Annotated in this window: 4 protein-coding genes; 1 reads left to right on the top strand and 3 read right to left on the bottom strand. The window is 69.5% G+C overall.

The annotated features are described in order from the left end of the window. Positions 1–7: 7 nt before the first annotated feature. Together JGU66_33865 and JGU66_33860 are read right to left on the bottom strand one after the other, a co-directional pair. The gene (locus JGU66_33865; GenBank protein MBJ6765769.1) at positions 8–1,615 is read right to left on the bottom strand and encodes a hypothetical protein; all 1,608 of its coding nucleotides are present in this window, start codon (positions 1,613–1,615) and stop codon (positions 8–10) included. Positions 1,616–1,809: 194 nt separating this feature from the next. Next, positions 1,810–2,760 carry an NmrA/HSCARG family protein gene (locus JGU66_33860; GenBank protein MBJ6765768.1) on the bottom strand — a complete coding sequence of 317 codons (951 nt, stop codon included), beginning with the start codon at positions 2,758–2,760 and terminating at the stop codon, positions 1,810–1,812. A 176-nt stretch (positions 2,761–2,936) separates the two neighbouring features. Between JGU66_33860 and JGU66_33855 the strand changes: the two genes are divergently transcribed. Then, on the top strand, positions 2,937–3,266 hold the full coding sequence (locus JGU66_33855) for a helix-turn-helix transcriptional regulator (GenBank protein ID MBJ6765767.1): 330 nt from the start codon (positions 2,937–2,939) through the stop codon (positions 3,264–3,266). 66 nt (positions 3,267–3,332) lie between these two features. On the opposite strand, the gene JGU66_33850 is transcribed toward JGU66_33855, so the two are convergent. Then, positions 3,333–17,486 (bottom strand): amino acid adenylation domain-containing protein (locus tag JGU66_33850; GenBank protein MBJ6765766.1); only part of this gene is annotated, 14,154 nt, incomplete at its 5' end.

The raw sequence follows: 17,486 nt of genomic DNA, 5'->3' as shown, positions 1-17,486 counted from the left end.
TGCACCCTCAGGGGCGGTAGACCGCGAAGTCCACTTCCGGGTTCTCCGGTGAGGGACCGTCCAGCAGGGGCGCGGTGTTCCCGCGCAGGTGCTTGTCGAAGAAGGCTCGCACGTACGTGTTGGTCAGCGAGAACGCGCGTGAGCCCTCCAGGCTCCCGATCTGGATGTCCTTGCCGGTGAGCTGGGGGACATAGACCTGCACCAACGGGAGGGCGAGGGCGATGTCGCTGAAGCTGAAATGCTGGGTGCCGTGGACGGTCGCGTTGTAACCGATGGCGCGCAGCTTCTTGAAGAAGGCGGACCGCGTGGGGTCCAGGGCGGCCTCTTCGCTGTTCAGCATCAGGAACGGGGCGTGGACCTCGACGTCCATGTCTCCGTGGAAGCTCCCATCCATGTTGAGTCCCGCTTTGAAGCGCGCGTCCGTGCGGCAGGCATCCGCGGAGGTCGAGCCGCCGAACGAGTGACCGAACATGCCCACCCGCGTGAAGTCGAGCCTCCCCGCGAAGCGACTGCCCGATGCCTCGGTGCCGAGCTTCTCGAGTTGGTCGAGCACGAACCGCGCATCCCCGGTCCAGACCGCCTGGATGTGGGCGTTCTGGGCCTCATTGGTCGGAGAGATCTCGATGGTGTGCGGCAGCACCTTGCCGTCCGGCAACACGACGGGCCCTCCGGTGAAGGGATGGGAGATGGCCGCCACGACGTAGCCCTGGCTCGTCAGCTCCTCGATCGCGCCGCTGTAGAGCGCCGTCCCCGTGCCATAGCCTGGGGAGAAGAGCACGACGGGGAAGCGCTCGGAGCCTTCTGCCAGCGCCGCGTCGCGCACCGAATGGGCGAAGTAGAACCCGAACATCTGCGTCGGGAAGCCTTGATCCGTGGCGAGCAACTCTCCCTCGACAGGATGGAGGAAGTAGGGGGCCGGCTGGGCCTGCGGCATTGGGCGCGCGGGATACCAGAGCCGCACTTGCACGACGCGATGATCGTCGGGGGCCTGGGTGAACGACTCCTCTCGCGCCGAGTCCGTCCACGTGAACTCGGTGGTACCCAGCGCGTACTTCCCGGTGGGGATGGGGAGCTTCGCCACGACATGGCGGGCGTCGCTCACGCCATCCTGCGCGGAGATGACCGCGCCGCTCTGGGTCTTCGCATCGAAGAGGACCCGGTTGTCCTCCTCGGAGATCACGCCCGCGTCGCGCAGGGCCGACAGGGGAAAGTTGAAGACGGCATCCAGGCGTCCGTCGCCGTTCACGTCCCGCGGAGTCTCCACGCTGCGCGCCGGCACCTTTCCTTTCCCCGTGCGAGACGTGAGCGCCACCGTGTTGAGGTCAACGGTGGTGACATCGAGTCCTTCAGACCCCAGCAAGGCGACCGGAAGGTCCCCGCTGTCCGAGTTGCGGAGGGTGTTGGGGTAGACACCCGGCATCGCGTCCAGGGCCGCGTTGTCGACGCGCGTGTACTCGGGCACCGGATTCGGGTTCTCCGGATTCTTGGGGTCGTCTCCGCAGCCCACGGCGATGAGGGTGCAGAGCCCGAGCGCGACGGGAGCCCTCCACCTCAAGAATCGAGGGCGTCGAGCGCCGTGGATGGAGGACGCCCGTGACGAGAGTGACGGAGTCATGATGGTTCTTCCCTTGAGGCGTGACGCCACGGTCCGCGAGAAGCGCGGGAGCAGGTGGCGAACGCACCGCAAGAGAACACCGAAGCCACTGCGGGTTGTCACTGAAACTGCATTCCCGCAGTCAACCTTCGCGCCTTGCGCGAGGTGCTCCCGTGGCTCATGTCACGGGAGTGTCAACGACGGGCCTCGCCGACCTACTGCCCGAAGCGCCGCGCTTCACCTTGCCAGCCCGTCCGGCGCAGGAACTGCTCCCAGGTGGCCGCGTGGGGATCGACCCGCCGGCTCCACTCGAGGTCGCGGTCCTTGCGGTAGTAGCCGTACTCGACGGTGTACTGGACCATCCCTTCCGCCTCTCGGAGGAAGGCCTCGTTGCCAGCGAACTGCGGGAAGTGGTGGATGAACTCTTCCCGCTTGAACGCGGAGGCGTAGGCGGCCTTCTTGCCTGTCACGCGCGTGAACGTCTCGACCATCTCCTGGGGCGTGAGCAACTCTCCGATGACTGGCAGCGCCTGACCTGCGTACTTGTCCCGGTTGCTGAAGATCTCCAGAACGGCTGGGCCGGCCGCGGTGAGCGGATCCACGAACGGCGCTCGGAAGTCCTTCGGGAGGTACATGGGGAAGACGACCGTGTCGCCCTCTACGTGCGGCGGGTAGTACTCGACGAAGTTCGTGTAGAAGTACGCGAGGTAGATGAACGAGCTGGCGACGGGGAGCGTGCGGATGTGCTCCTCGACCTGGGCCTTCTCCGTGAAGTGCGGCGCGTACTTCTTCCCGCCGGAGATCGTGTCGACGTTCTCCAGGCCCGTGAAGAGCACGTGCTGCACGCCCGCTTCGACGGCCGCGTCCGCCTGCTGCTTGCCGACCTCCACTTCGCCTGAACCGGGCGCCATGGGTGGCGTCATCAGGAACGCGCCGGAGGACCCGCGGAACGCCTCGACGAGCGCCTTCTTGTGCCCGAGTTCGAGCGGCACGGCGACGAGCTCCGCGCCCTTCTCCGCGAGGCTCCTGGCCTCCGGCGTGTCCGTCTTGCGCGTCAAGGCGCGCACGCGGTAGCGACCGCTCTGGAGCAGCGACTGGACCGCGCTGCGCCCCTGCTTGCTCGTTGCGCCTACGACCGTGATGAGTGGCTTGCTGGTCGACGACATCGACATTCTCCTTGTGGTTGCCCCGTCCCTCGTCGGACCTCTTGAACCCACGTCACCCGAGGTCGCTCACGAGTACGCCCGCGCAGCGGCTTGATAACGTGCGTTCTCGTCAGATTCATGCGCATCCGCAAGTACGCACAATGTTGGTAGGTAGTACCCAAAAAGGAACCATTGGGATGGCACGACGCACGGAAGGCAAGAGCGGATGCTCGGTGGAGTCAGCGCTCGCGGTGATTGGTGGGCGCTGGAAGGGCGTCGTCCTCTACTGGCTGTCGACGCGGACGCTCCGGTTCGGAGAGCTTCGCCGCCTGTTGCCCAACTGCACCCAGCGCATGCTGACGTTGCAGTTGCGCGAACTCGAGCAGGACGGGCTGGTCAAGCGCACGGTCTTCGCCGAGGTCCCTCCACGCGTGGAGTATGAGCTGACGCCATTCGGGCGCAGCCTCGTCCCCGTCCTCCTCGAGCTGAAGGAGTGGGGGGAGCGCTATCGGCGACGGCTTCCGTGACCGAGGTCGGCGCCATCCATCCACTGGCGCCGACCGGCTTGAGCTTCACGGACTGCTTGCCTCGCGTCAGAGAGGCTGTTCCTCCAGCGCGAGCAAGAGCGCTTTCAGGTGCTCCGCGAGCGTCGCCACCTGGGGCGCTTGGAGGATGGACTGATGGTCTCCGGGCAGCTCGCACACCGTGAGGCCCCCGTGGATCCAGGTGGACCAGCCTCCATCCGAGGCCAGGCCCGGGGTGGCTCGACGTGACTCCGCTGGGAAGAAGTGCGCCGTGCCTCCGAAGGGACTCGCGGGCACGTAGCCGCGTTGGGCCTCGCTCAAACGCTCATGCACGGAGAAGACGCGCTCGGCCTGCGCCGCGTCCAGGGCGCCCGCCGTCGGCATCGTGCGCACCAACTCCATCATCCGTGTCACTTGCTCCTGCCCGCGCAGCTCGGTCAGGCGCTCCAATTCGTCCTCGGGGACATCGTCCAGGGTGACTCCCAGCATCTTCGCGAAGCGCGCCAGCCTCGCGAGCGGCGGCGGCTCGGGCTCTGGGGTGCCGCTGGGCGCGTAGCTGTCCAGCAGCGCCAACAGCTCGACCTGCTCTCCGAGGGCTTCGAGCTGACGCGCCAGCTCGTAGGCCGCGACGCCTCCGAACGACCAGCCCGCGAGTCGGTACGGCCCGCTGGGCTGCACGTCTCGGAGTTGCTCCAGGTAGTGGCGGACGAGCGCCTCCATCGTCGGCGGCGGAAGGGCTCCGCCTTCCAGTCCCGGTGCGGACACCCCGTAGAGGACGTGCGCATCTCCCAGTTGATGGACCAGCTCCGTGTAGCTGAGCACCTCGCCGCCGCCGCCGTGGATGAAGAAGACGGGGCGGCTCTCGGCTCGGCCCGCATCGAGCCGCGCGAGGTTGGGGCGGCGTGCGTGGACTCCGGCTTCGAGCCGCGCCGCGAGGCGTCTCACCGTGGAGCCCTGGAACAGCGCCGCGAGCGGGAGCGCCACGCCTGTCCGTTCGCGCAGCAGCGCCATCAGCCGGACCGCGAGGAGCGAATGTCCACCGAGCTGGAAGAAGTCATCCTCGGCGCCCACGCGCTCCAGTCGCAGCACCTCCGCGAAGGCCCGCGCCACCTGGGTCTCCTGCTCGGTCGCGGGGGCGACGTGCTCGACCGTGGAGGCCATGGCCGTGGGCGCAGGCAGTGCGTTTCGATCGACCTTGCCGTTGGGCGTCAGGGGCAGGGCGTCCAACAGCACGAAGGTAGACGGCACCATGTACTCGGGTAGCCGCTGCTGGAGGGCTTCACGCAGCTCCGACGCGGACAGCGACGCCGGCACCACATAAGCCACCAGCCGCTGGTCTCCCGTGGCGTCCGCGCGCGCGACGACGACCACGTCGTTCACGGTGGGCAGCTCGCGCAGGACCTGGGCCACTTCTCCTGGCTCGACGCGGAACCCGCGTACCTTCACCTGGAAGTCCACGCGGCCGAGGAACTCCACCCGACCGTCCGTGAGCCAGCGCACCCGGTCTCCCGTGCGATACATGCGCGCGCCCGGCGTGGGGGCGTGCAGGTCCGGCACGTAGCGCTCCGCGGTCAGCTCAGGCCGGCCGAGGTATCCCCGCGTCACCTGCGCCCCCGCGACGTACAGCTCGCCCGGGACTCCCATGGGAACAGGGCGCAGCGTGGCGTCGAGGACGTACAGGCGCGTCCCGGCCAGCGGCCATCCGAGCGGCACCGACGTTGGCGCGGGCTGGGGGACGGGCATCGTCACGCGCCCCGCCAGCACACCCACGGTCGTCTCGGTGGGGCCGTAGTGATTGTGGACCTCGCACTCGGGAGCCAGGGCATGCACGGTCTCCAGCAGCGGCCAGGTGGAGGACTCTCCGCCCAACACCAACCGCTTGCGTGGCAGCACGTCGCGCGGGTGTCGTGCGGTCAGCAGCGCGGAGAGGTGCGACGGGACGATCTTCATGCAGTCGATGGCGTGGCGTCGGAAGTACTCCGCCAGCAGGTCCGGGCTGGACGCGCACTCCTGGGACAGCACGTGGAGCCATCCACCCGTGCGGAGCGCGGGGAAGAGCACGGTGTTGCCCAGGTCCGCCACGAAGGTGGAGACCATCGCGAAGCTCGCGCACTCGGTGAGCGAGAGCCGCTCGGTGACGGCTTCGACGTAGGCGTGCAGGTTCGCGTGCGTGACTCCCACGCCCTTGGGCCGTCCCGTGGAGCCGGAGGTGAACAGCACGTAGGCCAGTTGCTCCGGATGCTGGGTGACGGAAGGCGCGGACGTGGGATGCCGCGTGATTCGCGGTGCATCGCCATCCAGGCATACGTGCGGCGTATGGGGCGTTTGCAGGGTCTGGGAGCGGGTGGTGACGGTCACCAGCGCGGCGGCGCCGATCTCTTCCACCAGGGACTGCAGGCGCAGCGACGGCTGGGCGGGATCCATCGGGACATACGCGCCCCCTGCCTTCCAGATGCCAAGCAGGGCGATGACCGTGTCCACCGAGCGCTCCAGGCAGAGCGCGACGCGAGCGTCCGGCCCCACTCCCAGTTCTCGCAAGTGCCACGCGAGCTGATTCGCCCGTGCGTCCAGCTCGCCATACGTGAGGACGCGTCCCTCACTCGCGACCGCGGGGCGCTCGGGATGCTGTGCCGCCTGCTCCGCGATGAGCGTGTGCAGGAGGCGAGGCGGGGTCTCCACGAGCGGCGCGACCTGGAGGGTCTCCAGCACGCGCGTCCGCTCCGAGGCGGTCAGCCACGACAGCGAGTCGAGCCGTGCCTCCGGATTCGCGAGCGCCGAGTCCATCAACGTGCGCAGGTGCTCGACGAGCTGAAGCACCGTCCGTCGCTCGAAGAGGTCCGTGCGGTAGCCCAGCCAGCCAGACAGTCCGGTGGGCGCCTGGACCAGGGACAGGGTGAGGTCGGCCTTCGCGGCTTCGAAGTCCCGCTCGAAGGGCAGGAAGGTGAGCCCCGGCAGGGCGAGCGTGGTGGCCGGCGTGTTCTGCAGCACGAGCAGCACCTGGAACAGCGGCGAGTGGCTGAGGCTGCGCTGTGGTTGGAGTTCCTCGACGAGCTTCTCGAAGGGGAGATCCTGGTGTGCGTACGCTCCGAGCGCGGTCTCCTTCGCGTCCTGGACGAGCTGTCGGAAGGATCGCGCGCCCTCCACGCGTCCTCGGAGGACGAGCGTGTTGACGAAGAAGCCGATGAGGCTCTCCGTCTCGCCGCGCTGACGGCCCGCGATGGGCGAGCCGACGCTGATGTCCTCCTGCCCTGAGTACCGGGCGAGCAGCACCTGCCAGAGGGCCAGCAGGGCCATGAACGGCGTGACGCCCTCGCGCTGGCAGAGCGTGGCGAGCGCCTCGCTCTGCGCGGTGGAGAACTGCACGGGGACATAGGCGCCGCGCGAGGTCTGCACGGCGGGGCGCGGCTTGTCCGTGGGCAGCTCGAGCATCGCGGGCGCTCCCGTGAGCTGCCGCTTCCAATAGGTGAGCTGCGCGTCGAGCGCGTCACCGTCGAGCCACTTTCGTTGCCACACGGCGAAGTCGGCGTACTGCAGCGGTAGCTCGGGGAGCGGTGACGGGCGTCGCTCGGAGAAGGCTTGGTAGAGCGCGGCCAGCTCGCGCACCAGCACGCCCATGGACCAGCCGTCCGAGACGATGTGGTGCATGTTGAGCACGAGCAGGTGCTCCTCGGGCTTGAGCTTCAGGAGCGAGGCCCGCAGCAGCGGCCCCTTGGCGAGGTCGAAACCCCGCGTGCTCTCGTCGAACACGAGGCGTCGGGCCTCGTCCAACGCGCCCGCGCCGAGGTGCATCAGGTCCACGCGCGTCAGCTCCAACGGCGTCGGCGGCAGGATGCGCTGGACGGGGTTGCCCGCGTGCTCCTGGAACAGCGTGCGCAGCGCCTCGTGCCGACGCACCAGCTCCGAGAGTCCCTGCTGGAGCGCGTCGACGTGCAGCGCGCCCTCCAGGCGGACCGCCGAGGGGATGTTGTAGCTGGGGCTGTCCGGTTCGAGTTGGTGGATCAGCCACAGGCGTTGCTGCGCGAAGGAGAGCGGCAGCGACTCCGTGCGCGGCACGGCGACCACGGGCGGCGCGGCGGGAAGCGAGAGGACGCCTTGGGCGAGCAGTGCCCGGTAGATGGTGCGGGCGCGTTCGTGCAGCTCCCGCCACGTGAGCGTGTGGCCTTCCCACTCCGCCGCGAGCGCGTCCGGGGTCGCCAGCGCCTTTGCCTTGAACAGGCGATAGAGGCTGGCGTCGGCGAGGGTCGCGGCGTCCGCGTCGCGCCAGCGCTCCATGAGGAGCCGGCGCTCGTCCTCCGTCAGCAGCGAGACGGTCGCGAGCGGTCGCGAGGGATTCGCGAGGACCGACTCCAGGAGCATGCGCAGGTGTCCCACGATGCGCGCCGCCGTGGAGGGCTCGAACAGGTCGGTGCTGTATTCGAGCTGTCCACGAAGCCCCTGGCCTCGGTCACTGATGGCCAGGGTGAGATCGAACAGCGCGGCGCGGTGCTCCAGCTTGTAGGGCGACATCCGCAGCTGGGGCCCCAGCACCTCGGGCATGGGGGCGTTCTGGTACGCGACCATGACCTGGAAGAGCGGCGAGCGGCCCGGGACGCGCTCGGGGCGCAGCGCCTCCACGAGCTTCTCGAACGGGACGTCCTGATGCGCGTAGGCCCCGAGCGTCAGGGTGCGCACGCGGTCGAGCAGTTCGCGGAAGGTCGTGACTCCGTCGAGGCGGGTGCGCAGCACCAGCGTGTTGACGAAGAAGCCGATGAGCCCCTCCAGCTCCGGCTGCGTCCGGCCCGCGATGGGCGAGCCCACGCTGATGTCGTCCTGTCCGCTGTACCAGGACAGCAGGAGCTGGAACGCCGCGAGAATGACCATGGACGGCGTGACGCCTTCCTGGCGACAGAGCGCGTGCAGCGCGTCGGAGAGTTCCCGAGGGAACTGGAACGGATGCGCCGCGCCGTGGACGCTGCGCGTGGCGGGCCGTGGCTTGTCCGTGGGCAGGGCCAGGAACGACGGCGCGCCCTGGAGCTGGCCCTTCCACCAGTCGAGCTGGGCCTCCAACACGTCATCGCGCAGCCAGTCCCGTTGCCAGAGCGCAAAGTCCGCGTACTGGATGGGGAGCGGCTCCAAACGCGGAGCCACTCCGGTCGCTCGCGCGGAGTAGAGCGCGGTCAGCTCCTGGATGAGCACACCCATGGACCAGCCATCCGAGATGGCGTGGTGCATCGTGAGCAGCAGCGCGTGCCGCTCCTCCGACAGACGCGCCACGAGGACGCGCCACAGGGGGCCCGTCTCCACGTCGAAGGGCAGCCATGCCTCGTACTGGAAGAGGTCTCGCACGAGGGTGTCTGCCGCCTGGCTCGAAGGCCCGCTCAGGTCCACCCAGCTCGCGGGCAACGCGGGCCGAGCCTCGATGTGCTGGAACGGCTGATGGGCGTGCTCGTGGAAGGTGGTGCGCAGCGACTCATGTCGCAGCTGGAGGTCGCGGAAGGCGCCCGCGAGTGCGGCCACGTCGAGCACACCGTCCAGGAGCACCGCGACGGGGATGTTGTACGAGGCGCTGTCGGGCTCGAGCTTCGCGAGGAACCACAGGCGCTGCTGCGCGAAGGAGAGCGGTGGATGCTCGATGTCCTGTCGTGCCCTCAGGGCGGGCAAGGTCGTGACGGGCTGTGACGCGGCCTCTTCGTCGATTCGCCGCGCCACGGCTCGCACCGTGGCGGCGGAGAAGAAGTCGCTCAGCGGGAGGTCGACCCCGAAGGATTGCCGGATGCGGGAGAGGACCTGGGTCGCGCTCAGGGAGTGACCGCCCAGCTCGAAGAAGCTGTCCAGGGCTCCCACGCGTCCCACGCGGAGCAGGCTGGCGTAGAGGTCCGCGACCTGTCGCTCTCGCGCGGACGCGGGCGCGACGTACTGATGTGCCAGTCCAGAGGCGTCCGGTGCGGGCAGCGCCTTGCGATCCACCTTGCCGTTGGGCGTGAGGGGGAAGGACTCCATCGCGGTGAAGAGCGACGGCACCATGTGCTCGGGCAGGTGCTGGCGTGCGTGCTCGCGCAGGGCGGTCGCGTTCACGTCCATCCCCGGCTGTGGCACCACCCAGGCCACCAGGCGCCCATCGCCCGAGGCATCGCGGTGCGCGCCCGCGACCACCTGGCGCACGTCCGGGTGTCGCGCGAGGACGGCCTCGACCTCGCCCAGCTCGATGCGGAAGCCGCGCACCTTCACCTGGAAGTCCGTGCGGCCCATGAACTCGAGCGTGCCTTCGGTGCTCCAGTGCGTCAGGTCGCCGCTGCGATACATGCGAGCACCCGGCGTCGTCGAGAACGGATCCGGCACGAAGCGCTCGGCCGTGAGGTCGGGGCGTCCGTGATAGCCACGCACCACGCCGTCGCCCGCGATGTACAGCTCACCGGGAACGCCCACGGGCACGCGCTGCCCCTCGGCATCCAGCACGTACACGCGCGTGTTGGCGAGCGGCGTGCCGATGGAGACCGTGGCCGGAAGCTCTCCCTCCGGCACCGGGTAGCGGGTCGAGTAGACGGTGGTCTCCGTGGGCCCGTACATGTTGGTGAGCGCTGCCTGCGGCAGGGCCGCGCGCAGGCTCTGGCCGAGCGGACCCGAGAGCGCCTCGCCACCGACGATCATGTGTCGCAGCGAGCCGAGGAACGGGAGGGAGTCCGGCGCGAGCACCAACGAGCGCGAGAACGCGGGCGTGCACTGGAAGTGGGTGACGGTGTTCTCGCGGAGCAGCCGTGACAGGGACGGCGCGGTGCCTCGGGCGGCGGCGTGCTCGTCGTGGAGGATGACCTGGAGGCCGCGCGACAGCGTCCACAGCAACTCCAGGACGTGGATGTCGAAGGAGATGCTGGTGACGGCCAACCACGTGCCGGGCCGAGCGCTCTCGAGCGGCCCATCCAGCGTCGGCAGGAAGTTGGTGACGGCTCGGTGCGGAACCATCACGCCCTTGGGGCGGCCGGTGCTGCCCGAGGTGTAGATGACGTACGCGATGTTGTCGGGATGGACCGCGCCCTCCGCCGTGGCAGGCGGGCCCTGCATCGCCTCGTCGAGCAGGACGACGGTGCGATCCTCCGTGGGCACGAGCCCCAACAACGGGGACTCGGTGATGAGCACCCGCGCACCCGAGTCCTGGAGCATCCAGCCCAGGCGGTCGACGGGGTAGCTCGGATCCAGCGGCAGGTAGGCCGCGCCCGCGTGGTGGATGGCGTACATCGCCGCGACCATCTCGGGAGACCGGCGCACGCACAGCGCGACGCGGTCATCCGCTCGGACGCCCAGGGCTTGAAGTCGACCGGAGATGCGCAGCACGCGGTCGTACAGCTCTCGATAGGTGAGGCGCGTGCCGTTCCCCTCGACCGCGAGGCGCTCGGGATGACGCGCGGCTTGTTCCGCGAGCCCCCGGACGGGATATGCGTCGGGCGCATAGGCCGTGTCCGTGGCGTTCCAGGCCTCGGGGACACCTTGCTCCTCGACGGGCGTCGGGCGCAGGGCTTCGTTCGCGGCGGCCTCCTCCAGCGGGAGGATGGGCTGGGGCAGGACCGGACGCGCGCGGGCCTGCCGCGGCGTCGGCGAGAGTCCCTGTCCCGCGAGGGCCGAGTCGATGCGACGCGCGAGTCCCTCGACGGTGGGGGCCTCGAACAGGGTGCGCAGCGGCAGCTCCACCGCGAAGCCCTGGCGGATCCGGCTGATGGCCTGTGTCGCCAGGAGCGAGTGGCCTCCCAGGTCGAAGAAGCTGTCACGGGCGCTCACGCGCGGGACGCCGAGCAACTGGCCATACAGCGCCGCGAGCTGCTCCTCGGTGGGCGTCGCGGGCGCGACGTAGGCGCGCGCGTCTCCCGAGTAGTCCGGCGCGGGGAGGGCCTTGCGGTCCACCTTGCCGTTGGAGGTCAGCGGCAGGCGCGGGAGGACGACGACCGCGGAGGGGACCATGTACTCGGGCAGCTCGGCCTTGAGCGCCTCGCGTACCTGCGTGCCTTCGGTCTCCACGCCCTCGTGTGCCACGACGTAGCCGACGAGCCGCTTCCCACCGGGCCCGTCCTCGCGCGCCAACACCACGGCCTCGCGCACCTGCGGCAGTCGCGCGAGCGCGGCCTCCACTTCACCCAGCTCGATGCGGAAGCCGCGCACCTTCACCTGTGCATCGGCGCGGCCCACGAAGTCCAACGTGCCGTCATCGCGCCAGCGGACCACGTCACCCGTGCGATAGAGCCGGGCTCCGGGCTCGGTGCCCAGCGCATCCGGGATGAAGCGCTCGGCGGTGAGCGACGGGCGGCCTGGGTAGCCTCGCGCCACGCCGACGCCGCCCAGATACAGCTCGCCCTTCACGCCGATGGGCACGGGGGAGCCCTGCGCGTCGAGCACGTAGGCGCGGACGTTGGCGAGCGGACGACCGATGGAGGGACGGCGACCATCCGCGCGGACCTCCGCGAGCGTCGCCACGACCGTGGCCTCGGTGGGGCCGTAGGTGTTGAGGACCGTTCGCGAGGGGGCCCATCGGGCGAGGACATCCACCGGCAGCGCCTCTCCGCCGGAGATGACCGTGCGCAGGGCGGGCAGTCCCTCGGGAGACGTGGCGGCCAGGGCGGCGGGCGTGAGGCTGATGACCGTGAGGGCCTCGGCGCGCAGGAACTCCTGGAGCGGCACGCCGGGCATCAGCTTCTCCAGCGGCGCGAGCACCAGCGTTCCACCGGTGCAGAGCGTGGTGAAGATCTCCTCCACCGACAGGTCGAAGCTCAGGCTGGCGAACTGCAACACGCGGCTGCCGGGGCCAATGCCATACGCCACCGCCTCGTGTGTGACGAGGTTGGCCACGGCCCGGTGGATGATCGCCGTGCCCTTGGGCTTGCCCGTGCTGCCGCTCGTGTAGAGCAGGTAGGCGAGGTGCTCGGGCGTCACTCCGGACCGAGGCGCCTCGGCGCTCTCCCGCGCGAGCGTCCCGGCATCCGTGTCCAGGCAGAGCGCTTGGGGATGGAGCGACGCGGGGAATCGCTCCAGCAGCGACGCGCGTGTCACCAGGGCGGCGGCCTCGCTGTCCTCCAGCATGAAGGCCAGGCGTTCGCGCGGGAGCTGCGGATCCACTGGGACCCACGCGCCGCCGGACTTGAGGATGCCCAGCAATCCGATGACCACATCCAGCGAGCGCTCGACGCTCAGGGCCACGCGCGTCTCGGGCCCCACGCCTCGGCGTCGCAGCGCGTGCGCGAGTTGGTTCGCTCGGGCATCCAGCTCCTGGTACGTGAGGTCCACGCCCTCGTAGCGGGCGGCGATGGCGCGCGGGGCACGGCGCGCTTGTGCCTCGAAGAGGGTGTGGATGCACGCGTCGGGGAAGTCCGCGCGCGTGTCGTTCCAGGCGAACAGGAGCTGGGCCCGCTCCTCTCCGCCGAGCAGGTCCAGCGTGGAGACGCGCTGCTCGGGCTTCGCGAGGAACGCCGCGAGCAAGGTCTCCAGGTGCCGCATCATCCTGGCGACCGTGGAGGGGTCGAACAGGTCGCTGGCGTACTCCAGGTCGCCGGTGAAGCCCTGCGGGCCTCGCAGCAGGGTGAGCGTCAGGTCGAACTTGGCGGCCCGAGGCTGGCGCGTCACGTGGCGGAACGTGAGGCCCGTCACCGCCAGCTCCGCGGGCGGCATGTTCTGCAGGATGAACATGACCTGGAAGAGCGGGGCCTGCCGCAGGTCGCGCATGGGCTGGAGCTGCTCATACGGGACATGCTGATGGGCGAAGGCATCCAGCGTGGTGGTGCGGACGCGGCGCAGCAGCTCGCGCACGGTGGGGTCTCCTCCCAAGCGCGTGCGCATCACCACCGTGTTCGTGAAGAAGCCGACCAGCCCCTCCATCTCGGAGCGATCGCGCCCCGAGAGCGGCGAGCCCACGTTGATGTCGTCCTGTCCCGAGTAGCGCGCCAGCAAGAGCTGGAACCCGGCGAGCAGGAACATGTAGGGCGTGACGCCTTCTCGGATGCAGAACGCCTCCAGCGCCTCGGACAGCGCGAGCGGCAGGTTCACCGACAGGTGCTCGCCCCGGGGAATGTCGCGATGGACGCGCGGACGGTCCGTGGGCAGCTCCAGCTCTCTCGGCACGTCATCGAGTTGCGTCTTCCACCACGCGAGCTGACGCTCCAGCTCACCGGACTCCAGCCAGCGTCGCTGCCACACCGCGTGGTCGACGAACTGGTACGGGAGCGGCGCGAGGCGCGCGGGCGTGCCCGAGGTGAAGCCGCGATACAGCTCCGCCATCTCGCGCACCATCACTCCCAGGGACCAGCCGTCCGAGATGATGTGGTGGACGTTGAGGAGCAGCACGTGCTCGTGCTCCTCCAAGACGATGAGCGAAGCGCGCAAGAGCGGCCCCGTCCCCAAGTCGAAGGGCCGCTGCGCATCGGCCTCCGCGAGCCGCGCCGCCTCGGCCTCTCGGTGCTCGCGTGGCTGCTCACGCAGATCGACGAGGTCGAGTGTCAGCGAAGACGGTGCCTCGATGACCTGCACCGGCCCGGCTGTTCCCTCTCGGAAGCGCGTGCGCAGCGATTCGTGGCGATGCACGAGTGCCTCGAGGGCCTGTCGGAGCGCCTCGACGTCCAAGGTGCCGGACAGCGGCAGGGCGATGGGGATGTTGTAGGCGGGGCTCCCTGGCGCGAGCTGATCGAGCAGCCACAGGCGCTGCTGCGCGTGCGTCGCGGGAAGCTCGTCCGTGCGAGACACGGGCTCGATGGCGGCCCGCGCGGCGTGGGCGCCAGTCCGCAGCGACGCCTCGATGCGTGCGGCGAGGGCGGCCACCGTCGGCGCCTCGAAGACCACCTGGAGCGGCAGCTCCACCGCGAACGCGTTGCGGATGCGCGACATCAGCCGCGTGGCGAGCAAGGAGTGGCCTCCCAACTCGAAGAACCCATCCGTGGCGCCCACGGTGGGAACGCCGAGGAGCTCCGCGTAGATGTCCGCGACGCGCTGCTCCGCTTCCGTGGCGGGGGGCACGTGCCGGCGCTCCAACCCCGACGTGTCGGGCGAAGGCAGCGCCTTGCGATCCACCTTGCCGCTCGGCGTGAGCGGGAAGGCGTCCATTGGCACCACGAGCGATGGAACCATGTGCTCGGGCAGGTGCTTGCGGGCGTACTCGCGCAGGGCGCTCGCGCTCACCCCGTTCCCAGTGGTTGGCACGACCCAGGCCACCAGCCGGCCGTCTCCCGCGCTGTCTTGCTGCGCGCCCACCACCGCCTGACGCACGGCTTCGTGGCGTGCGAGGACTGCTTCAACCTCGCCGAGTTCGATGCGGAAGCCTCGCACCTTCACCTGGAAGTCGGTGCGGCCGAGGAAGTCGAGCGTGCCGTCATGCCGCCAGCGCGCCAGGTCTCCCGTGCGGTACATGCGCGCGCCCGGACGATCCGAATACGCATCTGGAATGAACCGCTCCGCCGTGAGCTCCGGTCGTCCGTGATAGCCGCGCACCACGCCAGCACCCGCGATGAACAGCTCACCGGGAACGCCCCGGGGCGTGGGCCGTCCCTTCGTGTCGAGCACGTAGTACTGGGTGTTCGCGACGGGCGCGCCAATGGAGACGGTCGCGGAGTCCTCCCCCGAGGCGACGGTGTGCGTGGAGGACCAGACGGTGACCTCGGTCGGCCCGTACATGTTCGTCAGCGCCGTGCTGGGCAGGACCTGTTTGAGCTGTTCAGCCAGCGGGCGCGGCAGGGCCTCGCCGCCCATCATCAGGTGCCGCAGTGCGCCGAGCGAGGCGAGGGACTCGGGCGCCAGGAGCAGCGCTCGCGCGAAGGGCGGCGTGCACTGCAAGTGGGTGATGGTGTGGCGACGCAGCACTTCCGGGAGTGGGAGCGCGGCGCCTCGGGCCGCGGCCTGCTCGTCATGCAGGACGACGTGGAAGCCTCGCGACAATGTCCACAGCAGCTCCAGGACGTGGATGTCGAAGGAGATGCTGGTGACGGCCAGCCATGTGCCGCCCGCGTTCTTGTCCAGCAGCGCATCCATCGCGTGCAGGAAGTTGGCTGCGGTCCGATGCGTCACCATGACGCCCTTGGGGCGTCCCGTGCTGCCCGACGTGTAGATGATGTACGCGAGATTGTCCGCTCGCACGTCGCTCGGTGGGAGGGCTGACTCGGGCGCCTGGGCGACCTCGTCGAGGAGGACGGTCGGGAGTCCCTCCGCGGGGATGAAGCCGAGCAGGTCCCGCTGCGTGAGGAGGACCTTCGCGCCAGAGTCCTGGAGCATCCAGGTCAGGCGCTCGATGGGATAGGCCGGATCCAGCGGGACGTAGGCGCCACCCGCGTGAAGGATGGCCAGCAGCGCCACGACCATGTCCGGCGAGCGGCGCACACACAGGGCCACGCGCTCGTCCGCCTGGAGTCCGAAGTCGCGGAGCTGGCGAGACATGCGCAGCACCCGCTCGTGGAGCTGTCGGTACGTGAGTCGTGTGTCTCCGAAGGCGACCGCGAGCGCATCGGGTGTCCGCGAGGCTTGCGCCTCGAACTGGAGATGGAGGCACGTGGCGTCGAAGGGGCGCGCGGTGTCGTTCCAGGCTCGCAGCACCTCCCGCCGCTCGTCGCTCGTGAGCAGGGGAAGGTCCTGGACGCGGGACTCAGGTGTCTGGACCACGGCCTCCAGCAGGACACGCAGCCTCGCGAGCATGCGCCGCGCGGTGTCCTCTTGGAACAGCGCGGTGGCGTAGTTCAGCGCACCGACCAGTCCCTGGCTGGAGGCCGTGAAGGTGAACGTGAGGTCGAACTTCGCCGCGCCGTTGTCCACCTCGATGGGCTGGATGGTGAGGGCGTCGGGAACTGAGGCATCCGCGACCGACTGCGGCGCGTTCTGGAGGATGAGCATCGCCTGGAAGAGCGGGGCGCGGCTCAGGTCTCGGCGGGGCTGAAGCTCCTCGACGAGCTTCTCGAAGGGGATGTCCTGGTGGGCATACGCGCCGAGCGTGGCCTCGCGCACGCGACCGAGAAGCTGAACGAACGTGGGGTCATCATCCAGACGTGAGCGCAGGGCGATGGTGTTGACGAAGAGGCCGACGAGTCCCTCCAGCTCCGCGAAGCGGCGCCCCGCGATGGGCGAGCCGACGACGATGTCCTCCTGTCCCGCGTGACGCGCCAGCAGCGTCTGGATGGAGGCGAGCAACGTCATGAACAGCGTGGCGCCGTGCTTCCGTCCGAGCGCTTGGAGCGACTCGCTCAGCGCGAGGGGGAGCTGGAAGTGGAGCGTCGCGCCGTCGAAGGACTGCGTGGGCGGACGTGGGAAGTCGGTGGGCAGTTCGAGCGCCTGGTTTGCTCCCGCGAGCTGCTTGCGCCACCACTCGCGCTGCTGATCCAGGTGCTCTCCCTGGAGCCAGCTGCGTTGCCAGCGCGCATAGTCGGCGTAGCTCGGGCCAAGCTTCGACAGGGGCGAGGGCAGGTCGCGCGTGAAGGCCTGGTACAGCTCGGACAGCTCGCGCACGAGGATGCCCATGGTCCATCCATCCGAGACGATGTGATGCATCGTCAGGAGGAGGATGTGGCGGCGCGCCTCCAGACGAAGCAGGCGAACGCGGATCGCGGGCCCGGTGGCGAGCAAGAAGGGCGTTGAGGCTTCGGCTTCGGTCAGGCGGCGGGCTGCATCCTCGCGATCCTCCCGGGCACTCAGGTCGAGGACCTCCAGGGCAAAGGGACCGGACGGCGTGATGCGTTGCGTGGGTTCGCCGTCCTGCTGGGGGAATGACGTGCGGAGCGCCGCGTGACGATGGAGCAGTTCGGTGAAGGCACGCTCCAGGGCAGCGACGTCCAGCAGCCCTTCCAGCCGGAGCGCTCGGGGCATGTTGTACGTGCCCGTCCCGGGCTGGAGTTGATCCAGGAACCACAGGCGTTGCTGCGCGAACGACAGCGGGGCATCGGCCTCGGACGCGGTGGGGACGAGTGGCGGAATCTCACTGCCGTGGTGGGCCTGGAGCACGGCATCGATGTTCGCGGCGAGCCGAGCCACCGTGGGTGACTCGAAGAGTGCTCGCAGCGGGAGATCGATCCGGAAGGTGCTGCGCAAGCGCGCCACGACCTGCGTGGCCAGCAGTGAGTGCCCCCCGAGCGCGAAGAAATCGTCCTCGGCGCCGACACGCTCCAGTCGCAACACCTCCGCCCAGAGTCCGGCGAGCAGTTCCTCCGTGGGAGTGCGCGGCGCGACGTGAGCCGCTGCTGCTGCATCGGTGGCCTCGGGAGGAGGGAGGGCACGACGGTCGAGCTTGCCGTGAGAGGT

The sequence above is a fragment of the Myxococcaceae bacterium JPH2 genome (genome assembly GCA_016458225.1).
Lineage (GTDB): Bacteria > Myxococcota > Myxococcia > Myxococcales > Myxococcaceae > Citreicoccus.
The sequence above is the reverse complement of the archived record's forward strand: the minus strand, read 5'-3'. Positions and strand labels throughout refer to the sequence as shown.

Excerpts from the sequence above, each read along its gene's own strand:
- JGU66_33865 (MBJ6765769.1), bottom strand. The coding sequence starts at position 1,615 with ATGACTCCGTCACTCTCGTCACGGGCGTCCTCCATCCACGGCGCTCGA.
- JGU66_33860 (MBJ6765768.1), bottom strand. The coding sequence starts at position 2,760 with ATGTCGTCGACCAGCAAGCCACTCATCACGGTCGTAGGCGCAACGAGC.
- JGU66_33855 (MBJ6765767.1), top strand. The coding sequence starts at position 2,937 with ATGGCACGACGCACGGAAGGCAAGAGCGGATGCTCGGTGGAGTCAGCG.